The sequence below is a fragment of the Rhizobium sp. F40D2 genome, assembly GCF_051810745.2.
In the GTDB taxonomy this organism is placed as follows: Bacteria; Pseudomonadota; Alphaproteobacteria; order Rhizobiales; family Rhizobiaceae; genus Rhizobium.
The window spans coordinates 4,202,271-4,225,573 of the sequence record NZ_CM131436.1 but is presented as its reverse complement, the minus strand read 5'-3'; the positions used below and the strand labels follow the sequence as shown (position 1 = coordinate 4,225,573).

Below are 23,303 nucleotides of genomic sequence, written 5' to 3'. Positions count from 1 at the left end.
ACTGCGCTGATCGCCATTGATCTGTGCGTTAATAGCCTTGCAAACTGCGTGCCAGTTCTACGGATTCTGTATAGTGGATTGAATTTAAAAAGAATTTTCAAGATATTGTCATCTGCACGTTTTTGCGGCTGCCCAAAATCGTGCAAATCTTTTGTGCGTTGCGGTGATGGTGGGCATCGAATTTTGCTGGCGTTTTGTGCAAGCCGGCATGGATTAGGTCTCGTCGCAGTAAGAAGCGAAGGGTAGGGCGCTTTTGACGGCAAAGCCAGCGACATAGTCCGGCAGTTCCGTCGGATCGAAGACGTGGCCGTCCATGAAGCGGTCGCCTTCGTCATTGCCTTCGATGCGGATATCTGCGTCAACAGGTGCATTAGCGTCGCCGAGCGCTCTGCGATAGAGATCGGGACGGTAGGCGGAGGCGGCCGCCCGCGCCTTGTTGAGGCTGGCCTCGGACTGCCCCCAGCGCATCATCTGGCTGTAGATCCACAGCGCATGGCTTGGTCTCGGATAGTTGGCGAAGGCTGAATGGAACTGGAAATAATCGGCGATGATGCGCCGGTTGCCCCTAGCGTCGAGGCTGAATTCGCCGGCGAGAACGCGGCGAATGATGCCGACCGGGGCGGCGATATAGCGCGGATCGGCGAGGGCTGCCGCCAGCGCGTCGTGATTGTCCGGCAGGTCGCACCAGCGGGCTGCGGCGTCGAGCGCCACGATCAGCCGGGAAACGGTCTCCGGATGAGTTTCCGCCCAGTCCGGCCGCATGCCGATCACCTTTTCGGGGGCCGAGGGCCAGATATCCTGTTTGGCGGCGACGATGCGACCGAGACCGCGCTCCGAGGCGACCATGTTCCACGGCGCGCCGACACAGAAGCCATCGATTGCGCCGGCTGCCAGTGCATCCGAGGTCAGCGGCGGCGGCACGACGACGAGCTTGACGTCCTTGTCGGGATCGATGCCGCCGGCCGCCAGCCAGTAGCGGAACTCGTAGTTGTGCGAGGAAAAGGGGTAGGTGACCCCGAAAGTTGGCAACGGCTCGCCACGCGCCTTCATCGCTGCAATCGTTTTGGCCAGAGCATAGGCGTTGTCCAGCGCATTTGCCGTTTCCGGCAATCCGGCGTCATTCCGCATCCTGTCGAAGAGTCGCGTCGACAGCGTGATTGCATTGCCGCCGCGCCCAAGGGAAAACGGCGTGATCGTCGGCGAAGGGTTGGAGCCGAGACCGAGCATGGAGGCGACCGGCATCGGTGACAGCATATGGGCGATATCGAACTGACGAAACGCCAGGCGGTCGCGCACATTTGCCCAGGAGACATCCCTGACGAGATCGAGCGTCAGGCCTTCCCTCTGCGCGAAGCCGAATTCCGCCGCTGCTATCAGCACCGATGCATCGACGAGCGGAATGAAACCGGCCCGAAGCACTTTGGGCCCTTCACTGTTGATCCGTGCGGGCGAGGGCAGCCCGCCGTTGGAACTGGCGGTGTTCGTCATCATATCCACTCCGGTTTCCTCCGGAAATTCGCCAAGGGCGCCATCACATCAAAAGTCCCGCGGCGGTGACAACGCTCTGGGCGATTTCAGACATCTTCTTCTTTTCGTTCATCGCCGTCTGGCGCAGCAGGGCGAAAGCCTCTTCCTCGGACAGGCCGCGCATCTTCATCAATATGCCCTTGGCGCGCTCGATGAGCTTGCGTTCCTCCAGCGCCGAGCGGGCATCGGCAAGCTCCCGCCGCAGCCGGCTGAAGGCACTGAAACGGCTGACGGCCATGTCGAGGATCGGTTTGACGCGTTCCTTCTTCAATCCGTCGACGATATAGGCCGAGACGCCGGCATCGACCGCAGCCTCGATCGAAGCCGTATCGGAGCGGTCGACGAACATGGCGATCGGGCGGCTGACTGTGCGCGTCAGCTGGAACAGATGCTCCATCATGTCGCGGTTGGGGTTTTCGATATCGATGATAATCACGTCGGGCATCAGCGTTTCGATGGTCCGCGCGATGCCGTTGACCTCATGCACGACGGTGACGCGCGCATGCCCTGCCTCGCGCAGCCCTTCTTCGATGATGGAGGCGCGGATGGCATTTTCGTCGATCACCAGAATCGTCAGATCGAGATGCTTCATGGTTATATTTATGACGCAGCGCAGCAATTTTGGCAAGGTTTACGCCTGAAAAATGTGCAGAAGGTTGGGTGATTAAAAATTAATCGTATTGCCGCACTTTCAGGCGTTTCCCCAGTGGCGAGACCGATGTCGACAGCGCATTTTTCCAGCCCGTTGACGCTTGAGGAAGCGCTCCATTTGGGCGAAAAGGCGTGACGCTTTTCGACCTCCATCTTGGTGAGGGTCGGCAGCGCCTGATCCTCGGGGCAGAAGGCAGGTTTATTGGCCACCAGTGAATTTCATCCGATCGAGCGGGCCGGGGATGACGGGATCGCGGCGCAGGCGCTGCGGGCGGTCGAGGCGGTGCTCGGCGTTGCCGCAGCGCTCGCGCTCGCCACGCTGCTCGTCATGGTGCTCGTCACCGTCTGCCTGCGCTATTTCTTCGGCACCGGCTTCATTGGCGCGGAGGATCTCGGCATCTGGCTGCATGTGGCGGTGATAGCGCTCGGTGCGCCGCTCAGCCTCAACAGCGCGCTTGCCATGCGCCTCGACGTTTTCGTCAGGATGCTGCCGGAAAGCCTGCAGAAGGTGACGCGGATCGGCGCCGATGTCTTCACCGTGCTTTCGGCGTTGATCCTCGCCTTCGGCGGCAGCGAGATCATGACGATGCTCGGCGGCGTCTCGCCGACGCTCGGTCTGCCGGAATGGATACGTTTCGGCTTCCTCGGTGTTGGCGGCGCGCTGATCCTCACTGTGCTGCTACTGCAGCGCATCGCCGAAGGCAAGGTCCTGGCGGTTGCTCTTTCGCTGATCCTCGGCGTCGCGCTCTATGCCGGCATCCCGCATATCTCGCTTGATCTCGACTGGCCGCCGAGCATCTTCCTCGGGCTGATCGCGGCGGTCGGGCTTCTGCTGGCTGCACCGCTGCCGCACGCCTTTCTCGCCGCTGCCTATGTCGTCATCGCCTTCGGCAGCAGCCTGCCGGAGCCGGCGATCGTTTCCTCGACCGTCACCGGCATATCGAAATTCTTGCTGCTCGCCATTCCATTCTTCCTGCTTGCCGGCGGCCTGTTGACGGCATCAGGCGTCGCCAATCAGCTCGTGCGTTTTGCCGCCGCCATGGTCGGCCATCGCCGGGCAGGGCTGGCGCAGACGACGCTTTTGACCAGCATTCTCTTTTCCGGCGCTTCCGGTTCCTCTGTCGCAAATGCTGCTTTCGGCGCGTCGACGTTCCAGCCGGAACTGGTCAAGCACGGCTATCCCCAGGCGCAGGCGGCGGCGATCATCGCCTCGACATCGGTTCTCGACAACATCATCCCGCCGTCGATCGCCTTTCTCATCCTTGCCTCGGCGACCAATCTTTCCGTCGGCGCGTTGCTGGTCGGCGGCTTCTTCGCCGGCGGGCTGATGGCCATATGCCTGGCTGTCGCCATCCATCTGACGGTGCGTGAGCAAGTGACCTTGCCGCGCGCGACCGCCAGGCAGCGCTGGCAATCGGCGGTCCAGGCGATTCCCGCCTTCGGGCTCGGGGTCATCGTCGTCGTCGGCATCCGCATCGGCATCGTCACGACGACGGAGGCGGCGGCGCTCGCCGCCTTCTACACGCTGCTGCTCGGCATCGGCGCGCGGCTCGGCATCCTCTCGCTCTATGCCGCGTTCCGCCAGGCGGCGGTCGAGGCAGCGGCGATCGGTCTGCTGATCGGCACGGCCGGCCCCTTCGCCTTCCTGCTCGCCGTTGACGACGTGTCGGGGCTGATCTCGCATCTGGCAACGGCGCTTGGCGGCAGCGCGCTTGCCGTCATCCTTTTGTCGAACGTCATTCTGTTCGCCGTCGGTCTCGTTCTCGATATCGGCGCCGCGATCCTGCTCTTCGGCCCGATCCTACTGCCGGCAGCGGTTGCCGCCGGCATCGATTCCATCCAGTTCGGCGTGATTATCGTCGTCAACCTGATGATCCACGGACTGACGCCGCCGCTCGGCATGCTGATCTTCGTCGTCAGCGGCGTCACCCGCATTCCCGCCTCAGAGCTCTTCCGGGCCGTCGTTCCCTATCTGCTCGCCCTTTTGGTCTCCCTCGCAATCCTCTGCGCCTGGGCCATCATTTTCTAGTGAACAGGACAACTCCATGAACAATCTCAACCGACGTAACTTCCTGAGGACCGCCGCTCTAACCGGTACGGCGCTTGCGGCGCCAGGCTTTATCCGCACAGCCGCCGCCCGCACGACGACGATCACGATCGCCTCTCTGCTCGGCGACGACAAGCCGGAGACGAAGATTTGGGTGAAAATCGGCGAACTGGTCGAAGCCAAGCTTCCCGGCCAGTTCAAGTTCAATATCGTCAGGAACGGCGCGCTCGGCGGTGAGAAGGAAGTGGCCGAGGGCGTGCGCCTCGGTTCGATCCAGGCGAGCCTCTCCACCGTCTCCTCGCTTTCCGGCTGGGTGCCCGAGCTGCAGATCCTCGATCTGCCTTTCCTCTTCCGTGATGCCGACCATGTGCGCAGAACCGTCGGCGGCGATGTCGGCGCCGATCTCAAGCACAAACTGCAGGCGCAGAATTTCGTCGTCGGCGATTTCATCAATTACGGCGCCCGTCACCTGCTGACCAAGGAACCTGTGACGCGGCCCGAGCAGCTCAAGGGCAAGCGCATCCGTGTGATCCAGAGCCCGCTGCACACCAAGCTCTGGAGCGCATTCGGCACGACGCCGATCGGCATTCCGATCACCGAGACCTACAATGCACTCGCAACCGGCGTCGCCGACGCGATGGATCTGACCAAATCGGCTTATGCCGGCTTCAAGCTCTATGAGGTCGTGCCCGATATGACCGAGACGGGCCACATCTGGGCATCCGGCATCATCTATTATTCCTCGACCTTCTGGGCCGGCCTGAACGACGAGCAGAAGGCGGTTTTCCAGCAGGCTTCCAGCGAAGGAGCCGTCTATTTCAACCAACTGATCGTCGACGACGAGGTAAAGTCTGTGGAAACGGCGCTTGGCCATGGCGGCAAGCTCTTGAAGCCGGAAGCCTTCGAGGAATGGCAGAAGGGCGCGCAGGGCGTCTGGGCCGATTTCGCGCCTGTTGTCGGCGGCCTCGACAGGATCAAAACCGTTCAGGCGGCTTGAAGCGGGAGAGGGCGGACACTTGATGTTTCCGACAGTGCCGATTGTAAGAAATCGGCCCTCTCATCGCTCGGATGCATCGGAAAAATAATGCCGTCGCAGGCCTGAAATCGAAAGAGCGTACCTTCGGTTATCGTGATATATGGCTTAGTGAAAATCCTGGGATGGGACATTTTTACTTTCGGCCGGCGCGACCCTGAAGACCGCAATCCAGCGACCGCTTCCGGCGGACGGATCCCATGGCCTCGATTTGAGATGCTCAAGTATTAACACAAGGCTTTGGAGGGCCGACCATGAGCTTACGCATCAACGATATTGCCCCCGATTTTACCGCCGACACCACGCAGGGACCGATCAGCTTCCATGATTGGATCGGCAATGGCTGGGCCGTCCTGTTCTCGCATCCGAAGAACTTCACGCCTGTGTGCACGACCGAGCTCGGCGCCATGGCCGGCCTAGCGGGAGACTTTTCCAAGCGCGGCGTCAAGATTATCGGCATTTCGGTCGATCCTGTGGAAAGCCATGCCAAGTGGAAGGGCGACATCAAGACCGCGACCGGCTTCGACGTCGATTATCCGCTGATCGGCGACAAGGATCTCAAGGTCGCCAAACTCTATGACATGCTGCCGGCCGGCGCCGGCGAGAGCTCGGAGGGCCGCACGCCTGCCGACAACGCCACCGTGCGTTCGGTTTTCATCATCGGCCCCGATAAAAAGATCAAGCTGATCCTCACCTATCCGATGACGACGGGCCGGAATTTCAACGAGATCCTGCGCGCCATCGATTCCATCCAGCTGACGGCCAAGCACCAGGTTGCCACACCGGCGAACTGGAACCAGGGCGAGGATGTCATCATCACTGCCGCGGTTTCCAACGAAGACGCGATCACGCGTTTCGGCTCCTTCGATACGGTTCTGCCCTATCTCCGAAAGACCAAACAGCCGACGGCCTGACTTCTGCTTTCAAGCCCGTTGCCGAAGCCGCTGGGGCCATTGGCCCGGCGGCTTTTTCATGCGCCATTGCCGAAATGGGGAAGCGTCGCGGCTTGATCGATGCTATCTAGGATCAGCGTCGCGATGGAAGTCCCAACTGCCGAGATCCGATGAGAGGGCGAAAGCGTCAGTCCGACATGGGGAGGAGAGCGGCGAAGGCCCTGCTTTCGCTCTGTTTTCTATTTTCCGTCATCGACGTGCCGAAAGCTCAGCCGGCAGGAAACGATGCCGAGCCCGCCTGCCTCTATTCCGGACCTTCGGCCTCGGGATCGGGCGAGACGCTCTGCATCCACAAGGACAGTTTCAATCGCGATCTCTGCGCAGCGATCGAGCATTTCGCCGAGGCCAATCAGTTGCCGCCGGAATATTTCGCCCGCCTTATCTGGCGCGAAAGCACCTTTCGCCCCGACGCGGTCAGTTTCAAAGGCGCGCAGGGCATTGCCCAGTTCATGCCCGGAACTGCGAAACTGCGCGGTCTTGAAGACAGCTATCAGGTGCTGGAGGCTCTGCGGAAATCGGCGCAGTATCTCGACGAATTGCGCAATCGTTTCGGCAATCTCGGCCTTGCCGCCGCCGCCTATAACGCCGGCGAAAACGGCCTCGCTACTTACCTTACATCAGGAAGATTACCTTACGAGACGCGTGGCTATGTGATGGCGATCACAGCGCATACTGTGGAGGAATGGAAGGATAATCCGCCGGAAACGGCGGCAGCCCCGCTCGACAAGGACAAACCCTTTCTCGATGGCTGCGTGGCGCTTGCCGAAAGCCGGACGTTAAAGGATGCACCCTGGCGTCAGGAAGGCGACTGGGCGCCCTGGGGTGTGCAGCTTGCCGCGAACGCGGATGTCGCGGTGGCCCGGCGCATGTTTCTCGACGCGGTGCAGGATCTGCCTGCGCCACTCAATGCGGAGCAGCCGCTGATCCTGCGCCAGCGCGATCGCAGCTTCGGCTTTCGCCCGCGTTATGCCGCCCGCATCGGCCGGCAAACGCGCCTGGAAGCCAACAGCCTCTGCAATCAGATCCGCAGTCACGGCGGCACCTGCCTGGTTTTCAAGAATCGATAGCGTGCCGCTTTCCCGTCCTTGGCGAAAACTCCGCTTGCAGGATCGCGACACGGCGAAGCATAGTCGGCGCGGAACATGCAAAGGGAGGAACGACAATGCGGGTTTTGGTCATCGGAGCGACGGGCCATGTCGGAACCTATCTCGTTCCTCGTCTGGTCGAGGCAGGGCACGACGTCGTCACCATCAGCCGCGGCGCAGCAAAACCCTATACGGAAAACCGCGCCTGGGCCTCCGTCGACCAGCGCCGGATGGATCGGGCCGAGATGGAACGGACCGGCGAATTCGGCCCGGCCGTGCGTGAAGTGAAAGCCGATATCGTCATCGACATGATCTGCTTCACGCTGGAGAGTGCCGAGCAGCTGGTGACCGCGCTATCCGGGCATGTCGGTCATTTCCTGCACACCGGCACGATCTGGACCCATGGCTACCCCAGCACCGTGCCGACACTCGAAGAGGCGCCGAAGTCTCCGTTCGGTGACTACGGCATCCAGAAGGCGGCAATCGAAACCTATCTGCAGCAGCAGGCAAGGCTTCGCGGATTTCCGGCGACCATCATCCATCCCGGTCACATCGTCGGCCGCGGATGGGCGCCGCTCAATCCGGCCGGCAATTTCAACCTGCAGGTCTTTTCGACCCTTGCCCGCGGAGACACCCTGGCGCTGCCCAATTTCGGCCTGGAGACGGTGCATCACGTCCATGCCGATGACGTGGCGGCGATGTTCATGGACGCGATCGCCAACTGGAATGCGTCGACCGGCGAGAGTTTCCACGCGGTTTCTGAGCAGGCGCTGACGCTTCGTGGTTATGCCGAAGCAATGTCGCACTGGTTTGGGCAAGAGCCGAAGCTCAGCTTCGCCCCATTCGATGCCTGGGCCAAAAGCCAGATGGCCGAAGATGCGGAGGCGACTTGGGAGCATATCGCCCGCAGCCCGAATTGCTCGATCGCCAAAGCCCAGCGCCTGCTCGGCTATGCGCCGAGATATACATCGCTGCAGGCGGTGCAGGAATCGGTTGGTTGGCTGGTCGGGCAGGGTCGGATCGAGACCTGATCCGCCAGATATTATTAAGCGATCAGGATGGCCCTGAAATCATTGACGTTGGTTCCGGTCGGGCCGGTTTCGAAGAGATCGTCGACGGCTGCAAAGCCCGAATAGCTGTCATTGCCGTCGAGAAGCCGGCGCGGATCGAGCCCGGCCGCGCGCAGGCGCTTGACCGTGCCGCCATCGGCGAAGGCACCGGCATTATCCTCCGAGCCGTCGATCCCGTCCGTGTCGGCGGCAAGGAGATGAATGCCCTCCTGTCCGTCGATCGCAAGCGCCATGGCGAGCGCGAATTCGCCGTTGCGTCCGCCCTTGCCGCCCTTGGTGCGGAGCGTCACCGTCGTCTCGCCGCCGGACAGGATGACGACCGGCTTCGAAAACGGCCTGTTCCGGCCGAGCACCTCGCGGGCGATCGCCGCATGCACCAGCGCCACGTCGCGAGATTCTCCCTCGATCGCATCCGAAAGGATCGCCGGCTCGATCCCCTGCGACTTCGCCAGGGCGGCCGCGGCCTCCAGCGACACGCCGGCGGAGGCAATGATGTGATGTGCGTCGCGTCGGAAGACCGGATCGTCCGGCCGCGGTGCATCGGCCTTGGGGGAGTGAAGATGGTCGAGGGCTGCCTGCGGCAGCCGCAATCCATATTGCTTGACGATCTCAAGCGCGTCGTGCCGCGTTGAACCATCAGGCACTGTCGGCCCGGAGGCGACATGGGCCGGATTGTCGCCGGGAATGTCGGAGACGATCAGGCTGACGACCCTAGCTCTGGTTGCTGCCGCAAGTCTGCCGCCTTTGATGGTCGAGAGATGCTTGCGCACGACGTTCATCGCCGAGATCGGCGCGCCCGAGGCAAGCAGCATTTCGTTGAGGGCAATCTCGTCTTCGAGGGTGAGCCCCACCGGCGGGGCGGGCAGCAGCGCCGAGCCGCCGCCGCAGATCAGCGCGATCACCAGATCGTCTTCCGTCAGTCCGCTCACCGTCTCCACCAGCCGACTTGCCGCGGCAAGTCCCGCCGCATCGGGAACGGGATGGGCAGCCTCGATGATCTCGATGTCGCGTGTCTCGCAGCCATAGCCGTAGCGCGTGACCACCAGACCCTCGAGCGGCCCCTCCCAGATGCTTTCGAGTGCCCGCGCCATCTGCGCGGCACCCTTGCCGGCGCCGATCACCACGGTCTTTCCCTTCGGCCTGTCAGGCAGGTTTGCCTTGATGCCGGTCAGCGGATCGGCGGCGCGAACCGCCGCGTCGAACAGGCTCTTCAGGAAATCGCGGGGAGCGCTTATCGTCATCAGTGGTCTCTGCTGCCTGGAGTGTCGAACGTGATGCCGACTGTCGACGCATCCCCGTGCTGGCGTCAAGGTCGAAGTCGAGGCAGTGTGATGGTTGTGGACTGCAAATTCTGCTTCATCGAAAGAACGGAGACGAACGATAGAAAGCGTTAACCATAGTCCCGTAGACAACGAACAGGATCAAAGGAACCTGTGTTCGATGGCTACTGAAATGACCTGCCGCCCCGCCGCCCAGAGTGAAGGCGTGGTGATTGCTTTTCCCTCCGGAACCGGAACCGCCAATATCGAGCGCTGCGCCCGTGAACTCGGCCGAAGACATGGCGCGGATGCGATCGCATTCTGGAGGGCTGAATGCCGCAGGCTCGCCGATCAGCTTCTGGCATCCGGGATGCCGGAGAGTGATGTCGGCCTGCGGGTGCTGCAGTTTCAGCAGGATGTCCAAATCGAACTCGTCCTCAGCCATCAAAACGGGCCGCTGCCCAAGTCTCAGAACCGATAACGGCTTCGGCGCAGCCGGTCGGATCTGGATCGAAGCCGCGTTTTCGAACTCACTTTGTCCGATCGTGAGACTGGTCGTACTATGCTTCTTCGTAAACCGCCTCCGGCGGCAGGGCCAGCAGGCGGTCCGCCATCTCCTGCTTTAGCCAGGCAAGACGCTCGTCTTCCTGGGATGTCCGGTCGGGATTGCGGCCGAGCGTGATGAATTCCTCGCGGACATGGCCGTCGCGCAGCTGCAGGATGATGGTGCGGCCGCGATAGTGGAGCTCGAAGACGTAGCGGGCGAGGATGTCGCCGCGCTCTGGCCGATCAAGAGAGGGATCGACCGTGTAGCGCCCCTCCGTCACCGCGCGCGTCACCATTTCAAAAGCATCGCGCCCGCCCGGCCCGCGAAAGGCCGTGCGGATCGAGATTTCGCGGCGCTCCGGTGGTCCGTCGGCGCTGAGCAGCGGAAAGGCGCGCTCCATCACCTTGAAGGCATGGGCGACGCCGCCGGGAAAACCATAGCCGTGATAGCGCATGATATCCGCAAAGCCGTAGGCAAGCGGCTTGCCGTCTTCGAGGACTTCGATCTTCACTTCGTTCATTCCGACCCTCCCTTGTCCAATTCCATGCGCATCCACGGAAGGAAACCATCCAGGAAGCGCGTCGTTGCCGGCATGAAATGCGATCCGTGGTGGAAACAGGGATCGAGGCTGGTGATCACCATGCGCCCCGCCGTCGTGACCTCGTCCACATAAAGGATCGGCTTGCCTTCGCCGTTTACGGCCAGAACCTCGGCCCCCTCGGGTGGGGCGAACCAGCCGTGAAGATGCCAGGTCAGGTCGTCCTGCCCGATGCTTTCGAACAGCGAATGGCGCGGTGCGGCGATCCTGACGCCGAGATCGGCGCCCTTGGTCAGCCACCACCACCAGTTCGTCGGCTGAGGGGTGAAATGAATTGCCGGCAGGAATGCCTCCCAGGCCGTCTCGCCAGTCGCAACGATCGTGCCGCCCTGTTCGAGGTAACCGCGCAGCTGCGCTGCATGTGGCGCCATCCGGTCCGCCGGCGTCCGGCAGGGAATGAACAGCACCCGGTGTTCGCAAAGCTCGACAGAAGGCAGATCCTCCGGCCGTACCAAACGGTCGAAATGACGCCGGTAACGCGGCGCTTCCAGCGTCTCGATATGGTAGTAGGCGCCGGGATGGATCGCGAGCACGCTCATCGGTTCAGCTCCCCTGCCAGCCAGGCCACAGTGCGGCGGGCCAGCTTCTCCTTGATCTCGGGATCGTCTCCACAACCCCAGAACTCGTTTCCGGCATGCGACAGGATCTCTCCGCCTGCGGGCCGCGCCCAGATCCAGTCGACCGGAACGGCAGCCGATCCCAATGTATTGATCGCAACGGCGCCGGGCGGCATTGGGTTGTGTCCACGGCCGTAGAAACCGGCGACGCCGCGGTTCGTTTCCAGCATCCTCTGGTCGATGCCGGCAAAAACCGGATGGTCGAATTTCCTGACCTGCGCAAAGTCGGCTCTTTTCGGCTGTGGCAGGGGAATATAGGTGCCGAGTTCCGGCAGGATCGGCCGAAGCATGTGGCCGCTGAAGAGCCACCGGCCGCCGCGGTCGAGAAAGGAAGCCACCGCCGGCGCATATCCGAGGAAGCCGACCTGGTCGAGATGGGTCGTGGTGAGGAGGCCGCTTGCAGCTGCGAAATGCGCCTCGGTCAGCTCCATCTCACGCACGGCGATCAGTCTGCCCTGTGCGGTCGCCTCGGCGAAAGCCGACGGGCTCATGGTGAAAGGGTCTTGATAATGCGACTGGACCAGAAGGATGCTCATGCGGCTCGAATTCCCGCAAAGGCGGGCAATACCGCCTGATGCCTGTCGCCGGCAGCGCCGATAAGCTCGACCATTCGCATCGGGACACCGTAGAGCCGTTCGAGATTGTCCGGCGTGATCGTCTCGCCGACCGGACCGAACAGCGATTGACCATCGGGCATCATCAGCAGCGCATCGTCGGCGGCGGCAAGCGCATGGTTCGGATCATGCGTCGTGAAGGCGATTGCTTTGTCGCGCGGATCGCGAAGGTTTTTGAGCAGGGTCAGTAGCCTCTCCTGGTTGCGAAGGTCGAGTGCGGCTGCCGGCTCATCGAGGACGATCGCCTGCGAACCGGTGGCGAGCGCCCGCGCCAGAAGCACGAGCTGCCGTTCGCCGCCGGAAAGCCGGTCGAAGAAATGCTCGGCGAAGCGGGCAGCCCCCGCCCGCTCGAGTGCGGCATGGGCAATCTCGAAATCGGAAGGTCCCGGTTGGCCGAACAGGCCGAGATGTGCTGCCCGCCCCATGACGGTGACGTCGATGGCGCGGTAGCGCTGGTTGCTGTTTCCGCTCTGCGGGACGTATCCGACAATGGCAGGCGCGATACGGCTGCCTTCGTCGAGCGGCTGAAAACCGAGCATGGCCTTCAGCGTGGTCGTCTTGCCGCGTCCGTTGGGGCCCAGAATGGCGAGCGAGCGCCCGATGGCCACAGAGAAACTCAGGCGGTCGAGGATGGTGCGTGCCCCGAATCTCACGACCGCATCCGTCAATCCGATCATGATCCCGTCCTTTCGCGATAGTGATGGCGTAGCAGAGCCGCGAAGATCGGCGCGCCGACGAGGGCGGTGATGACGCCAAGCGGGATTTCCGCCGCTGTCGCGGTGCGGGCGAGCGTGTCGATGCAGACCATGAAACCGGCGCCGAGCACGGCGGCTGCCGGTAGCAGCGCGCGGTGATCATGGCCGACCAGCAGACGGGCGGCGTGGGGAATGACGATACCGATCCAGCCGATGATGCCTGAGACCGCGACCTGGCTGCCGACGATGACGGCAATGAGGCAGAAGACCAGCCATCTCTCCCGCGTGGTATTGGCGCCAAGGCTGCGGGCTTCGGCTTCGTCGAGCGACAGGATATTGAGGCGGAAGCGGAGCATCCACAGGAAGCAGCTTCCGAGGATAAGGCCTGGTGCTGCCACCAGCGTGCGCTCCCACGTGGCCGTCGCAAAGGATCCCATCAGCCAATAGACGATGGCGGGAAGGGATGTGTTGGGATCGGCGATGAATTGCAGCAGCGAGACCACTGCAGCGAACATCGAGCTGATGACCAGCCCCGACAGGATCACGGTCACCGTTTCCGACCGGCCGTTGATGCGCGAGAGCAGCCCCACCAGGATGACGGCCGCCATGCCGCCGAGGAACACCATGGCAATCAGCGGAAATCCCCAGATGCCAAGCATGATCGCCAGGGCGCCGCCGAAAGCAGCGCCCTGGGAAATGCCCAATATATCGGGCGAGACCAGCGGATTTCGGAACACGCCCTGTAGGCCGGCGCCTGAGATGGCGAGCCCGGCGCCGGCAAGTGCGGCAAGCACGACACGCGGCGCGCGCACCAGGATGACGATGCGTTCGTCGATGCCGGCAAGCTCCCGCGACGGATCGCTGATCGCCTGCCAGAGCAGCTCCAGTGCGCGACCGGCCGGAACCGAGAAACGACCGACGCAGAGGCTGACCGTGAACGCGACCGCAAACAGCGCCAGCAGCAACGCGATAACCAGCGTCTGCCTGGCGAGATGGATCCGGCGGGCGGTGGGCGCCGTTTGCTCGTGCGTAATCGTCGTCATGGCGTCACTTCGCCTTGAACTGCGCGTAGTCGGCGGAGGCACCCTGATCCTTCAGCCAAAGGATATTGTCGATATCGCCGTCGGTCAGGTCGTAATTGTAAAGCGTCTTGTAGGCAGTCTTCATTTCCGCTCGCAGATCGTATTTGAAGATATCGGGATGGAGCAGATTAGCCGTCCACATCCAGGACAGCGGCGATTCCTGGTTCGGCGGATCCCAGCGATAGCCCCCGAGCGGCATCTTGTAGACCCGCTTGGATTTGGCGGCATTGGTCAGAGATAGGATCGGATCGTTATAGACCCAGTCGACGTTCAGCTTCGCCTCGAAAGCATTGAGGAAGATGACGTCGGGGTTCCATTCCGCAATCTGTTCCTTGTTCACCGAGACCGTGCCGTTGAGTTCGGCCGAGGCGTTTTTGCCGCCGGCAAGCTCGATGGACCAGGCGTTGTAGTTGCCCTTGGTGCCGGAAGCGCTGATATCGGAGAGTGCACGGCCGAGGTAGAGAACATTCGGCTTCTTGTCGTCAGGGATAGCCGTTGCCTTGGCCTCGATCTCCTTCTGAACGCGGTCGCGCCATTCCACGAGTTCGCCGATCCGCTTCGGCTTGCCGATCGCCTTCGAAGCCATGGTCATGTATTCGCGGGTCAGCTCTTCGGTGCCGTAAAGGATCAGCATCGTTGTGAGGCCGGCATTGTTGATCGGCGCGACGATATCGGCGCCGCGATCACCCCACTGGATGACCAGGTCGGGATTGGCGGCGGTGAGCGCCTCGACATTCGGCACGAAATTCGACGCGGTCACGTCGGAGGCAATGTCCTTGGCTTCGGGAAAAATTGTTCCAAGAATGCCTTCGACCACGGCGCTCTTTGCCGTCGGGTTCATGCCGACGAGCTTCCGGGTGCTGCCATCCAGCGCAATGACGGTGGAAGCCATCGGGATGACGATCGAGACGACCCGCTCGGCAGCCTTTACCAGCCGCACCTCGCGGTTTCCCTGGTCCTTGAAGACGATCTCCTCGGCGAAAGCTGGCGGCGCAATGAGCATCGCGGCAAGTGCCGCTGCCATGCGGCGGCGTGAAGCAGTTGAGATAAAAAGCGAAAGTGGAACCATGGTGTCTCCCCGGACAATCATTTGCGATGAGGACCATTCCTATTCCGCGCACTTAATCTTGTCTACAAATCTCCACTTTAATTAGCGATATGATTATCGCATCAGCCCGGCAGACCGAAGGGCGTCTTCAATGACCTTCTGAATGCCGCCGCGATCATCCCCCGTGGCAGATGAACCAACGACGTTTTCCGGTTGCGCAGCAGCGGGTTTTGCATTGCGCCGTTTTTCAAACGAGGGAATTAGGCCCCAGGACCTGGCGATTTCGACGGTCGAGGAAATTCCGACGTCAAGCATGAAGGGGCCGCTCGCCCCGTAGCCGGTGCCGATGTCGAGCGGCGTTCCGTGATCCATTCCGGCAATCGTATAGAGCTCAATCACCTCGACCCCATGAGCATCGGTCCAGACCCTTCGCTGATGTCGTCCGATATTTTCCACGCGCGACGGCGATGCGTCGATCCCGTGGATATTTCTCCATTGCTCCACGATGGCATTCGCATTGGATGGCACGACGGTTCTGTCTGCGCTTCCCTGCCAGAGCGACAAAGTCGGCCACGGGCCTCTGTGGCTTGAGGCGTTTTTCAACCGCAGTTGCAGTTCTTTGGCGGTCGGGCCGCCATGACCGCGCATTCGGTCGAACGCCTCGGGAATGGTCGCGGCGCTGGCATAGGGCAGGCCTGCAATGATGGCCCCGCCGGCAAAAGTCTCCGGATAGGTGGCAAGCATGGCGGCGGTCATGGCGCCGCCGGCCGAAAGCCCGGTCACGAACACGCGTCGGCTGTCGACGCTGTGTTCCGTAACGACCTTTGCGATCATCTGGCGAATGGAAAAGACCTCGCCGTGATCCCGGCGTATATCCTCGGGGTTAAACCAGTTGAAGCAGAGATTGGGGTTGTTTGCCCTTCGTTGCTCGGGAAACAGCAGCGCGAAACCATAATCCTCTGCCAACCGCGACCACCCCGACCCGATGTCATAGCCTGATGCAGCCTGGGTGCAGCCGTGCAGGACGGTAACCAGGGCCATGTTCTTTGCACGCTTCGACGGCAGGTAGATGTAACCCGCCAGAGCACCCGGGTTTGCACCAAATGCTCCCAAGGCAATCAGATCGGGATTTTCCTGCGTGGGGCGGGGGCGAAGCGTTCCTCGCAACGCAGCAAGGCGCGCAAGCGTGTCGGACATAGATCTCATGAATGTCTCCGCCAATCAGCAGCCGGGATGGCGGTGATGCCTGCGTAAACGCCTCAGTCGGCGGAAGGTTGCTGCGCTGCACAATATTTTCTGAGCAGGCTGGATTTCCGGATGCGCGGACAGCTCCGCAGGGCGAGGAACTTCGGCCCGGAAATGACGTTGATGTTGTCGATTGACAGCATTGTCGCTGCAATTAGCGAGGCTTTTCTGATGTCGAACAAACCCAACTTCTTCTCTTCCTTTGCAAGCGTCGTCGCCGATTTCTCGGGAAAGCCGTTCACCTTTGTCGCGGCTCTGACGCTCGTGATTGCCTGGGCGGTATCCGGCCCCTTTTTCGGTTATTCTGAAACCTGGCAGCTGGTGATCAATACGACCACGACCATCATCACCTTCCTGATGGTATTTGTATTGCAGAACAGCCAGAACCGTGACGGCAAAGCGGTTCAGGCCAAGCTTGACGAACTCATCCTGACGAGCCAGGCCGCCAACAAGTTCGTCGGCATCGAGAAGCTGGACGAGGGTGAACTCAGAGAAATGAGCAAGACGCTTGCCGCGCAAGCCGAATGCGTCGAGGAAAAAGCGGATGAAAAATCTGCCGCGGAGGCAGCCTCCAGCTAATACATATCGCCTCGATGCGACGCGTTTCAGTTCATCGTCTCTGACATCCGGTCGTGGTGTTGCTGGCGCATTTCCTCGATGGCTTCGGCCTCTTTCTTCTCAGCCGCAATCCAGTGATTTCCGGCCTTGCTTGATCGGATCAGTTCGTCGAGCTTGGTTTGGAGCGCCACCATGTCCCGATTTTGGGAGTGCTGTACCAGCAGAAGAATAAAAAATATGATGAGTGTCCCCATCATGTTGGTCACCAGAAACCATTGCCGTGGGAAAGAAAAACTTAGGCCCGCCGCCGCCCATATGACGACCAACGCGACCAGCGTGACAGGGACCGCGCGATGCCCTGCCCATAAGACGGCCAAGTCTGAAATCTGTCGAAAACGCCAGCGCATACGGCTCTCCACAGCGCATAAACGAAGGATGGAGCAGATGTTTCCATCATCCAGGCTCAATACATTACGTGCTGCGAACAGTCTAAAACCCGCGTTTCCGCGAGCTTTAGACGACTATTCGTTCTCATGGCGACCCTAAGTTCAATTCAGTTTGACCGACGGTTCGCGGCCCCAGACGCGCAGCTTGCCAAGCGCTTTGACAAAGGCCGCGACATCCCCGGCCGCCCTAAGCGCAAGCACGCCCTCATCCAGGGAATCGGCAATTCCGGCCTTTTGCATGAGGGGCAGCGCTGTTTCCACATAGCCGATGAACTTGCAGTGCACGAAGGCATCCGACACGAAGTCATGGGCCGTTGCCTCCTTTAGCAGATCACTACTTCCCGCCGACGAGGGCAGCAGCGCGACGGCGTCGTAAAGCACTGAAGGTCCGCCGTCGATCATCTGATGCGCCTCGATCCAATTGCCGTCCGAGAGCGTCACGCCGCCGATCTTTGGCGCGATCACTTCGAATGTTGCCTTCTGCTCGGTGACCTCGGCAAGCAGCGCCTTGAAGATAGCGGCATCGGTACCATCGGTGACAAGAATGCCGAGCTTGCGTCCTTCGAACCGTTTCGGACCGCGCTCGATAATGCTGAGCGCCGGCGACGGTTCGAGATCCTGCCGCGTCGGCATGGCGGCATCGGCAGGTTTCGGCATCGATTTGAAGCCGAGTGCGTGACCGACCTTGCTGGCGAGCGTCTCATCGATATTCATGAGATGCGAGACCATGCGTTCGCGAATGACGGGTGTCTCGACCTTGCTCAGTTCGAAGATCAGCGCTGCTGCTATATGGCGTTGCTCCGGCGGTGTCTGGCTGATGAAGAACTGTCTGGCCTGGCTGTAATGATCGGCAAAGCTTTCCGGCCGCAACCGGACTTTGGGACCCTGCTCCTCGGCGGGGAAGTGACGATAGCCCTGAACCGGCGATTCTCGTGGGCCTTGATTCCAGGAGTTCGGCTGGTAATTGACCCGTCCGACAGGATTGCGCATCGCCATGTGGCCATCCTGCTGGAAATTGTGGAAGGGACATTTCGGAGCGTTGATCGGCAGATGGCTGAAGTTCGGGCCGCCCAGACGTTTCAGTTGCGTGTCGAGATAGGAGAAGTTCCGTCCCTGCAGAAGCGGGTCGTTGCTGAAATCGATGCCGGGCGGAACGTTCTGCGTCATGAAGGCGACCTGCTCGGTCTCGGCGAAAAAGTTTTCGGGCATTCGGTCGAGCACGAGACGGCCGACCGGTTTGACCGGCAGGATCTCCTCGGGGATGATCTTCGTCGGATCGAGGATGTCGAAGTCGAACGTGTCGGCGAAGTCCTGATCGAAAAGCTGCACACAAAGTTCCCACTCCGGGAAGTTTCCTGACTGGATCGACTGCCAGAGGTCCCGGCGATGGAAATCCGGATCCGCACCGTTGATTTTGACCGCCTCATTCCAGGCGACCGATTGCAGGCCGAGTTTCGGTTTCCAGTGGAATTTGACGAAGGTCGATTCATCGGCCGCGTTGACGAAGCGGAAGGTGTGTACGCCAAACCCCTCCATGAAACGGAAGGAGCGCGGGATGGCGCGGTCCGACATCACCCACATTATCATGTGCATGCTTTCCGGCGTGAGGGAGATGAAGTCCCAGAAATTGTCATGCGCCGACTGCGCCTGCGGAAATTGCCTGTCGGGTTCCGGCTTTACGGAATGGATGATGTCCGGAAATTTGATCGCGTCCTGAATGAAGAAGACGGGAATGTTATTGCCGACCAGATCCCAATTACCCTGCTGCGTGTAGAGCTTTACCGCGAAACCGCGCACGTCGCGCGCCAGATCGAAGGACCCCTTGCTGCCGGCGACTGTCGAAAACCGCACGAAGGCCGGCGTCTTCTCCCCGGGCCGCTGGAAAAGATCGGCTCGGGTGTAGGCGGCTAGCGATTCATATGTTTCGAAATAGCCATGGGCGCCATAACCCCGTGCATGAACGACTCGCTCAGGGATGCGTTCGTGGTCGAAATGAAAGATCTTCTCGCGAAAATGGAAGTCATCGATGAGGGCGGGCCCGCGGGCGCCAAGACGAAGCGTATTCTGATCGTCGGAGACGGGGCCGCCTTGGGCTGTGGTCAGCACCGGCATTCCGTCCTCGGCAAACTGATGCAGCTCGCCGCCTGCACCGCGGTGCAATATCTGATCATGAATCGTCGCGTTGTCCGAGGGCGAGGTCTTCGTCTTCTTGGCCATCTATTTTCTCCGGAAAGGGTGTGACCTAACCGAAGTTCAAAAATGGCGACATGTTCCGCTTGCCGCGAAATAAACTGCAACCTGGCGAAGGGCTGCGTCAAACAAGACTGCATAAAATAGGGCGCGGGGCCTTTCGACCCCGCGCCCCCGATTCCGCCGGATTTCAGAGCCGGCGTGCAACGACGAGATCTTCCTCTTCGTCGCGTTGCGATCCGCCAAACGCGGCGGCGGCAGAGGCGATGAAAGCCCCGATCAGAAGTGACAGCGAGCCGAGCAGGGCCGTCGTGGAGGCCGCCTTGCGCGCCTCATCGGCAGCTTTCTGAGCGGCGACCTTGGCGTCGTCGATCCGCTTCAGCACCGTATCGACGCGGGTGCGTGCATCGGCTTCGGAAAGACCGGTCCGGGACGAGACGATGGTGGCAAGATAGGCCTTGTCATCATCGGGAATCTGGCCCTGGGCAGCGCCGTTGAGGAGGATGCGGGACACCTCGGATGTTGCCGCGGCATCATTGGACGTCGCCGCGGCGCGAGCCTGGTCAGGGCGCAGCAATGCGTCGGTAAAATAGGACGTGGACAGATCCACCGGCGAGGCTGCCGACGAAGCTGCTGCCGTGCCGGCGGCCGTGGCAGTCGATCCCACAACCGAGCCCGCGGCTTGTGCACCCGCGCCGGCCAGCGAGGTCAGCGATGATGCGAGAAACCCGGCGACGAAGACAGTCGCCAGAGCCCAGCTTAGGAAACCATGTGCCGTGTCACGGAAGAAAACCTCGTCCGTGTGAACAGCCGCCCATTTCGTCCGCAGCCGGCCGGTAATATAGCCTCCGAGCGCCGAAGAGAGCCATTGCACCAGAACGAGCCAGATTGCCGCCGTCACACCGAGCGTCCCAAACGAACTGCTCTGCCCTGACCAGGGCGACACCATCGTCAGCCCAAGCCCGGATCCGAGCAGCAGAAGAATGAGCGTGACGCCAATGGCAGCGGCAGCACCCCCGAAGATGGGCCCCCATGTCATGGCCGATTTGGAGGATTCGACCGAAGTGGCAACCTCTCCGGAACCTGTCATTGAAACCGACATGATCTCTTCCTATCGCATAAACAGAGCGAGAAGGATGATGATTGGCAGTGGAACACCGAGCAACCAAAGTAGAATACCGCGACCCATGAGAGACCTCCTGTCAAAGCTGACGTTACGTTGTTGATGCCACTCAACTTTTAACCGCGGTGTTTGTTCCCGGCCGGCTTGATCATCGGCGATATTCAGACGCAGATTTTAAAGATTGACGAAATCTTGGGCGCTCGCGCTAACGCCAGCCGGGGAGCGCACCTATATCTTGGCTTCAAGGTGGGGAAATTCTCCCGATACCCCCACGGGCAGGAACTCATGGCTGCATCACAGCGTAAATCGGAGAAGCATTGATGAACAGATTTCGGGCATTTGTAGCCGCCGGAGCAATCAGCCTTGCCTTTATGACTTCGGCCTGCTCGACAGCGCCGAGTTCATATGGCTCGGCATCGGGATATCAACCGGGAGATTCCATGAACCCTGCCTGCGCCGATGGCTTCCGACCCGGCGACGGCCGCTCGTGCAGCTATTAGAAGCGGTCGGCTCTCGTCTGCTATGAGCGGCAGCTTGTCGGAGGAGGTGCCCGTGAGCGGTCGCGCAGGTCGGCCGGCAGGATCGGGATCGGGTCCTTGCGTCGTTTCCGTTTGATGGTCGTGGCGATAGTATTGTTCGAAAAGGAGTGCGAGCGCGGTTCCCACACTCCAATGATCGAGAGAGAACGGCCACGTGATCTCGTGGCAGCGACGTGACGTCAATCTGCCGCCCGACCCCATTCTTAAGTTAATGGCGGTCGCGTCCTGCCGCAGTCTCTATACCATCAAACCGGCCACGCAAAGATGGCCGGTTCGTCGCTTGTTGCTTTCGTTAAAGGCGGACTCCAGGACGGCCCAGCCCCGGAGTAAACAATGTCGATAAAGGCCGGCGCCCCCCGCGGGCGGACACGACCGCGGCGACGTTGTTCTCTCTCGACCTAGATCTTTGGGTCTATTCCAACAATGTCACTGGCCGCGAAGGCGCAAGGCATCGATCAACTGGTGCACCTTATCGGTTGCGTAGACGATATCCTCGCGGGGCAAATGCACTGTGATTTCGATCTCCTGCCATCGGCCGCCATTGTTTTTTGCGTAACTCACGGCGGCCGGTAGAGATCTGAATTCAACTGCGGGCGCATCGGCGATCCAGAACTGCACGGTGCAATCGGCTTCGGAATAGTCGGAGAGTGCTTTGAGCGGGTCTAAGGCCATGCGATGGGCTCTACACCTTTGACGGTTCGTTGGCTACCACAGGTGAAGCCCCTGAAGACGTCTGTAATGTTATGATGGTGCAACCGCATAGTCTGGCCGTCGCATTTGACCGTATCGCCGTCGACGGCAGTCAGAGGTGCGCGTGACCGCTACTAATGCTGCCTACTGTCTATCCCTTCATCCCTAATTTCGCGCCAAATAAAGAATGTCAACAATGGGTTCTTGCGCACGAATTCTCTATTGGCTTTGTCCTTGCGAAATTCCGGCCACGACCGCGAAAATAAATAACTCATGAGGCCCGGCAGGAATAGTATGGCAAGAAGACACCAAAGAACATTGTATGTATATCTGACGAAGTCATCCATATGTTCCGCGCCTCCGGTAAAAATTCCTAACGAAAATACGCCAAGCAAACAAAGGATGAAGCCTACTAGAGCACGTGCTGCGATCGATGAATCGATTGTGAGGTGACGGCGCGGGTCGAAGCTGATTCAGCAATGATCTGCGGATACGGGTATTGAAGGCGTCTGCGTCGGGCATGTCGGCTCGACAGGCTGCGGCTCGTTTCGGCGTTGGGATTTCGACAGCGATCCGCTGGATCGCGAGAGCGCAAGAGGGTGAGTTAACGCCTCGACCACAGGGCTGGCGACGACCATCGGCCATGGATGCCCATGAGGAATTCGTTGTCGCATTGATCGACGATCGTAAGGATGTGACACTCGATGAGATGGTTGGGCGCTTGTTCGTCGAGCGGCAGGTGAAGATCAGTCGCAGCGCGCTGGGGGCTTGGCTGCGAGGCCGTGGGTGGACCTTTAAAAAAAGACCGCACACGCACTGGAGCAAGATCGACCGGACGTCCTGAAGCGCCGGCGTGACTGGTTCGATGGCCAATTGGACCTCGATCCGGAGAAACTGATTTTCATCGACGAAACCGGCCTATCGACCAAGATGTCCCGTCTGCGCGGGCGGGCATTACGAGGTGAGCGTTGCCGCGCTGGCGTGCCGCACGGCCATTGGAAAACGACGACGTTTACCGGAGCGTTGCGCCTCAGCGGAATGACCGCACCATTCGTCTACGATGGCGCGATGAACGGGAACGTCTTCCTTGCTTATGTTGAACAGGTGCTGCTTCCCACCCTGGAAGTCGGCGACGTGGTTATCATGGATAATTTGCCTGCGCACAAAACAGCCGGTGTCCGCGATGTCATCGAACGTGCCGGCGCCAGGCTGATGTTCCTTCCACCCTACAGCCCAGACTTTAATCCGATCGAGAACGCATTCTCGAAGCTGAAAGCCATGCTGCGAGGCCGAGCCGAGCGAAAGGTCGACGCTCTATGGGACGCGGTCGGGGCCTTGATGCCTCGCTTCACTGCCGCAGTGTGTGCAAACTACTTTAAGGCCGCTGGATATGAACCAGATTGAACAGGATTTGCTCTAGACAGATAATACTTACGCGCTTTGTCATCTTGCCCTCCGAAAAACATTGATCAGCATGGGGTGCCTGCGAGTTCATGGCCGACCAATTTCAAAGAGACTGCGCCCAACTGCTGAGATTTGCCCCGACAGCCTATTACCATACCTAGCGCTATCTAACCTGGACTTGGTAGCTGTCGGATGCAATTGCGGAGCGTCTTAAGTTCACTTCAAAAAAAGAAGGGTCGGCGCGAATGCTCGCACCGACCCTTCTTTGATTGCATCAGCACG

Annotated in this window: 24 protein-coding genes; 9 read left to right on the top strand and 15 right to left on the bottom strand. The window is 60.6% G+C overall.

Annotation, left to right across the window (positions count from 1 at the left end):
• Positions 1-213 precede the first annotated feature (213 nt).
• Positions 214-1,497 carry an ABC transporter substrate-binding protein gene (locus tag ACS4RS_RS20610; protein WP_439009473.1) on the bottom strand — a complete coding sequence of 428 codons (1,284 nt, stop codon included), beginning with the start codon at positions 1,495-1,497 and terminating at the stop codon, positions 214-216.
• Between the two features lie 34 nt (positions 1,498-1,531).
• Positions 1,532-2,119 carry an ANTAR domain-containing protein gene (locus ACS4RS_RS20605; protein ID WP_439009474.1) on the bottom strand — a complete coding sequence of 196 codons (588 nt, stop codon included), beginning with the start codon at positions 2,117-2,119 and terminating at the stop codon, positions 1,532-1,534.
• A 261-nt stretch (positions 2,120-2,380) separates the two neighbouring features.
• Here ACS4RS_RS20605 and ACS4RS_RS20600 point away from each other — a divergent pair, with 261 nt between their 5' ends.
• From ACS4RS_RS20600 to ACS4RS_RS20580, 5 genes are all read left to right on the top strand, one after another.
• Positions 2,381-4,207 carry a TRAP transporter large permease subunit gene (locus ACS4RS_RS20600; RefSeq protein WP_439009475.1) on the top strand — a complete coding sequence of 609 codons (1,827 nt, stop codon included), beginning with the start codon at positions 2,381-2,383 and terminating at the stop codon, positions 4,205-4,207.
• Positions 4,208-4,223: 16 nt separating this feature from the next.
• Positions 4,224-5,222, top strand: coding sequence for a TRAP transporter substrate-binding protein (locus ACS4RS_RS20595; RefSeq protein WP_439009476.1), 999 nt, complete (start codon positions 4,224-4,226; stop codon positions 5,220-5,222).
• Positions 5,223-5,512: 290 nt separating this feature from the next.
• On the top strand, positions 5,513-6,172 hold the full coding sequence (locus ACS4RS_RS20590) for a redoxin domain-containing protein (protein ID WP_439009477.1): 660 nt from the start codon (positions 5,513-5,515) through the stop codon (positions 6,170-6,172).
• Positions 6,173-6,321: 149 nt separating this feature from the next.
• Positions 6,322-7,278, top strand: coding sequence for a transglycosylase SLT domain-containing protein (locus ACS4RS_RS20585; protein ID WP_439009478.1), 957 nt, complete (start codon positions 6,322-6,324; stop codon positions 7,276-7,278).
• A 95-nt stretch (positions 7,279-7,373) separates the two neighbouring features.
• Complete coding sequence (locus ACS4RS_RS20580; protein ID WP_439009479.1) at positions 7,374-8,327, top strand: NAD-dependent epimerase/dehydratase family protein; 954 nt, start codon at positions 7,374-7,376, stop codon at positions 8,325-8,327.
• 14 nt (positions 8,328-8,341) lie between these two features.
• On the opposite strand, the gene ACS4RS_RS20575 is transcribed toward ACS4RS_RS20580, so the two are convergent.
• Entirely contained in the window at positions 8,342-9,607 is a 1,266-nt protein-coding gene (locus tag ACS4RS_RS20575) for a DUF4147 domain-containing protein (RefSeq protein WP_439009480.1), read from the bottom strand.
• Positions 9,608-9,806: 199 nt separating this feature from the next.
• Between ACS4RS_RS20575 and ACS4RS_RS20570 the strand changes: the two genes are divergently transcribed.
• Positions 9,807-10,106, top strand: coding sequence for a DUF6074 family protein (locus ACS4RS_RS20570; protein ID WP_439009481.1), 300 nt, complete (start codon positions 9,807-9,809; stop codon positions 10,104-10,106).
• Between the two features lie 79 nt (positions 10,107-10,185).
• Here ACS4RS_RS20570 and ACS4RS_RS20565 read toward each other — a convergent pair whose 3' ends face one another.
• The 8 genes from ACS4RS_RS20565 to ACS4RS_RS20530 form a co-directional block, all read right to left on the bottom strand.
• The gene (locus ACS4RS_RS20565; protein WP_439009482.1) at positions 10,186-10,692 is read right to left on the bottom strand and encodes a hypothetical protein; all 507 of its coding nucleotides are present in this window, start codon (positions 10,690-10,692) and stop codon (positions 10,186-10,188) included.
• Positions 10,689-11,309 (bottom strand): hypothetical protein, encoded by a 621-nt coding sequence (locus ACS4RS_RS20560; protein ID WP_439009483.1) that lies wholly within the window; start codon positions 11,307-11,309, stop codon positions 10,689-10,691. The genes ACS4RS_RS20565 and ACS4RS_RS20560 overlap by 4 nt, the downstream gene beginning before the upstream one ends.
• Entirely contained in the window at positions 11,306-11,923 is a 618-nt protein-coding gene (locus tag ACS4RS_RS20555; protein WP_439009484.1) for a hypothetical protein, read from the bottom strand. The genes ACS4RS_RS20560 and ACS4RS_RS20555 overlap by 4 nt, the downstream gene beginning before the upstream one ends.
• Positions 11,920-12,678: an ATP-binding cassette domain-containing protein gene (locus ACS4RS_RS20550; protein WP_439009485.1), complete on the bottom strand. Its 759-nt coding sequence runs from the start codon at positions 12,676-12,678 to the stop codon at positions 11,920-11,922. The genes ACS4RS_RS20555 and ACS4RS_RS20550 overlap by 4 nt, the downstream gene beginning before the upstream one ends.
• Entirely contained in the window at positions 12,675-13,739 is a 1,065-nt protein-coding gene (locus tag ACS4RS_RS20545) for an iron chelate uptake ABC transporter family permease subunit (protein WP_439009486.1), read from the bottom strand. Before ACS4RS_RS20545 ends, ACS4RS_RS20550 begins: the two co-directional genes overlap by 4 nt.
• A 4-nt stretch (positions 13,740-13,743) precedes the next feature.
• A complete protein-coding gene (locus tag ACS4RS_RS20540) occupies positions 13,744-14,847 on the bottom strand; it encodes an ABC transporter substrate-binding protein (protein WP_439009487.1) in 1,104 nt (367 codons plus the stop codon).
• Between the two features lie 93 nt (positions 14,848-14,940).
• Positions 14,941-16,032, bottom strand: a complete 1,092-nt coding sequence (locus tag ACS4RS_RS20535; RefSeq protein ID WP_439011796.1) for an extracellular catalytic domain type 1 short-chain-length polyhydroxyalkanoate depolymerase — start codon at positions 16,030-16,032, stop codon at positions 14,941-14,943.
• 53 nt (positions 16,033-16,085) lie between these two features.
• Entirely contained in the window at positions 16,086-16,259 is a 174-nt protein-coding gene (locus ACS4RS_RS20530; protein WP_439009488.1) for a hypothetical protein, read from the bottom strand.
• On the opposite strand from ACS4RS_RS20530, the gene ACS4RS_RS20525 reads away from it, so the two are divergent.
• The gene (locus ACS4RS_RS20525; protein WP_439009489.1) at positions 16,243-16,650 is read left to right on the top strand and encodes a low affinity iron permease family protein; all 408 of its coding nucleotides are present in this window, start codon (positions 16,243-16,245) and stop codon (positions 16,648-16,650) included. The two genes, ACS4RS_RS20530 and ACS4RS_RS20525, sit on opposite strands and share 17 nt — an antisense overlap.
• A gap of 26 nt (positions 16,651-16,676) precedes the next feature.
• On the opposite strand, the gene ACS4RS_RS20520 is transcribed toward ACS4RS_RS20525, so the two are convergent.
• The 3 genes from ACS4RS_RS20520 to ACS4RS_RS20510 all read right to left on the bottom strand — a co-directional run bounded on the left by ACS4RS_RS20520 (position 16,677) and on the right by ACS4RS_RS20510 (position 20,367).
• On the bottom strand, positions 16,677-17,036 hold the full coding sequence (locus ACS4RS_RS20520) for a low affinity iron permease family protein (RefSeq protein ID WP_439009490.1): 360 nt from the start codon (positions 17,034-17,036) through the stop codon (positions 16,677-16,679).
• Positions 17,037-17,177: 141 nt separating this feature from the next.
• Positions 17,178-19,292 (bottom strand): catalase, encoded by a 2,115-nt coding sequence (gene katE / locus ACS4RS_RS20515; RefSeq protein WP_439009491.1) that lies wholly within the window; start codon positions 19,290-19,292, stop codon positions 17,178-17,180.
• Positions 19,293-19,455: 163 nt separating this feature from the next.
• Positions 19,456-20,367: a hypothetical protein gene (locus ACS4RS_RS20510; RefSeq protein WP_449313805.1), complete on the bottom strand. Its 912-nt coding sequence runs from the start codon at positions 20,365-20,367 to the stop codon at positions 19,456-19,458.
• A 341-nt stretch (positions 20,368-20,708) separates the two neighbouring features.
• Here ACS4RS_RS20510 and ACS4RS_RS20505 point away from each other — a divergent pair, with 341 nt between their 5' ends.
• Positions 20,709-20,888, top strand: a complete 180-nt coding sequence (locus ACS4RS_RS20505; protein ID WP_439009492.1) for a hypothetical protein — start codon at positions 20,709-20,711, stop codon at positions 20,886-20,888.
• Between the two features lie 465 nt (positions 20,889-21,353).
• Here the strand turns inward: ACS4RS_RS20505 and ACS4RS_RS20500 are convergent, their stop codons facing one another.
• Positions 21,354-21,599, bottom strand: coding sequence for a hypothetical protein (locus ACS4RS_RS20500; RefSeq protein WP_439009493.1), 246 nt, complete (start codon positions 21,597-21,599; stop codon positions 21,354-21,356).
• Between the two features lie 538 nt (positions 21,600-22,137).
• Here ACS4RS_RS20500 and ACS4RS_RS20495 point away from each other — a divergent pair.
• A protein-coding gene (locus ACS4RS_RS20495; protein ID WP_439011797.1) for an IS630 family transposase occupies positions 22,138-23,021 on the top strand; the annotation gives its coding sequence in 2 pieces (ribosomal slippage) (positions 22,138-22,423 and positions 22,423-23,021; 885 coding nt in all).
• Positions 23,022-23,303: the final 282 nt, after the last annotated feature.

Excerpts from the sequence above, each read along its gene's own strand:
- ACS4RS_RS20605 (WP_439009474.1), bottom strand. The coding sequence starts at position 2,119 with ATGAAGCATCTCGATCTGACGATTCTGGTGATCGACGAAAATGCCATC.
- ACS4RS_RS20595 (WP_439009476.1), top strand. The coding sequence starts at position 4,224 with ATGAACAATCTCAACCGACGTAACTTCCTGAGGACCGCCGCTCTAACC.
- ACS4RS_RS20590 (WP_439009477.1), top strand. The coding sequence starts at position 5,513 with ATGAGCTTACGCATCAACGATATTGCCCCCGATTTTACCGCCGACACC.
- ACS4RS_RS20585 (WP_439009478.1), top strand. The coding sequence starts at position 6,322 with ATGAGAGGGCGAAAGCGTCAGTCCGACATGGGGAGGAGAGCGGCGAAG.
- ACS4RS_RS20580 (WP_439009479.1), top strand. The coding sequence starts at position 7,374 with ATGCGGGTTTTGGTCATCGGAGCGACGGGCCATGTCGGAACCTATCTC.
- ACS4RS_RS20575 (WP_439009480.1), bottom strand. The coding sequence starts at position 9,607 with ATGACGATAAGCGCTCCCCGCGATTTCCTGAAGAGCCTGTTCGACGCG.
- ACS4RS_RS20570 (WP_439009481.1), top strand. The coding sequence starts at position 9,807 with ATGGCTACTGAAATGACCTGCCGCCCCGCCGCCCAGAGTGAAGGCGTG.
- ACS4RS_RS20565 (WP_439009482.1), bottom strand. The coding sequence starts at position 10,692 with ATGAACGAAGTGAAGATCGAAGTCCTCGAAGACGGCAAGCCGCTTGCC.
- ACS4RS_RS20560 (WP_439009483.1), bottom strand. The coding sequence starts at position 11,309 with ATGAGCGTGCTCGCGATCCATCCCGGCGCCTACTACCATATCGAGACG.
- ACS4RS_RS20555 (WP_439009484.1), bottom strand. The coding sequence starts at position 11,923 with ATGAGCATCCTTCTGGTCCAGTCGCATTATCAAGACCCTTTCACCATG.
- ACS4RS_RS20550 (WP_439009485.1), bottom strand. The coding sequence starts at position 12,678 with ATGATCGGATTGACGGATGCGGTCGTGAGATTCGGGGCACGCACCATC.
- ACS4RS_RS20545 (WP_439009486.1), bottom strand. The coding sequence starts at position 13,739 with ATGACGACGATTACGCACGAGCAAACGGCGCCCACCGCCCGCCGGATC.
- ACS4RS_RS20540 (WP_439009487.1), bottom strand. The coding sequence starts at position 14,847 with ATGGTTCCACTTTCGCTTTTTATCTCAACTGCTTCACGCCGCCGCATG.
- ACS4RS_RS20535 (WP_439011796.1), bottom strand. The coding sequence starts at position 16,032 with ATGAGATCTATGTCCGACACGCTTGCGCGCCTTGCTGCGTTGCGAGGA.
- ACS4RS_RS20525 (WP_439009489.1), top strand. The coding sequence starts at position 16,243 with ATGTCGAACAAACCCAACTTCTTCTCTTCCTTTGCAAGCGTCGTCGCC.
- ACS4RS_RS20520 (WP_439009490.1), bottom strand. The coding sequence starts at position 17,036 with ATGCGCTGGCGTTTTCGACAGATTTCAGACTTGGCCGTCTTATGGGCA.
- katE (WP_439009491.1), bottom strand. The coding sequence starts at position 19,292 with ATGGCCAAGAAGACGAAGACCTCGCCCTCGGACAACGCGACGATTCAT.
- ACS4RS_RS20510 (WP_449313805.1), bottom strand. The coding sequence starts at position 20,367 with ATGTCGGTTTCAATGACAGGTTCCGGAGAGGTTGCCACTTCGGTCGAA.
- ACS4RS_RS20505 (WP_439009492.1), top strand. The coding sequence starts at position 20,709 with ATGAACAGATTTCGGGCATTTGTAGCCGCCGGAGCAATCAGCCTTGCC.
- ACS4RS_RS20500 (WP_439009493.1), bottom strand. The coding sequence starts at position 21,599 with ATGGCCTTAGACCCGCTCAAAGCACTCTCCGACTATTCCGAAGCCGAT.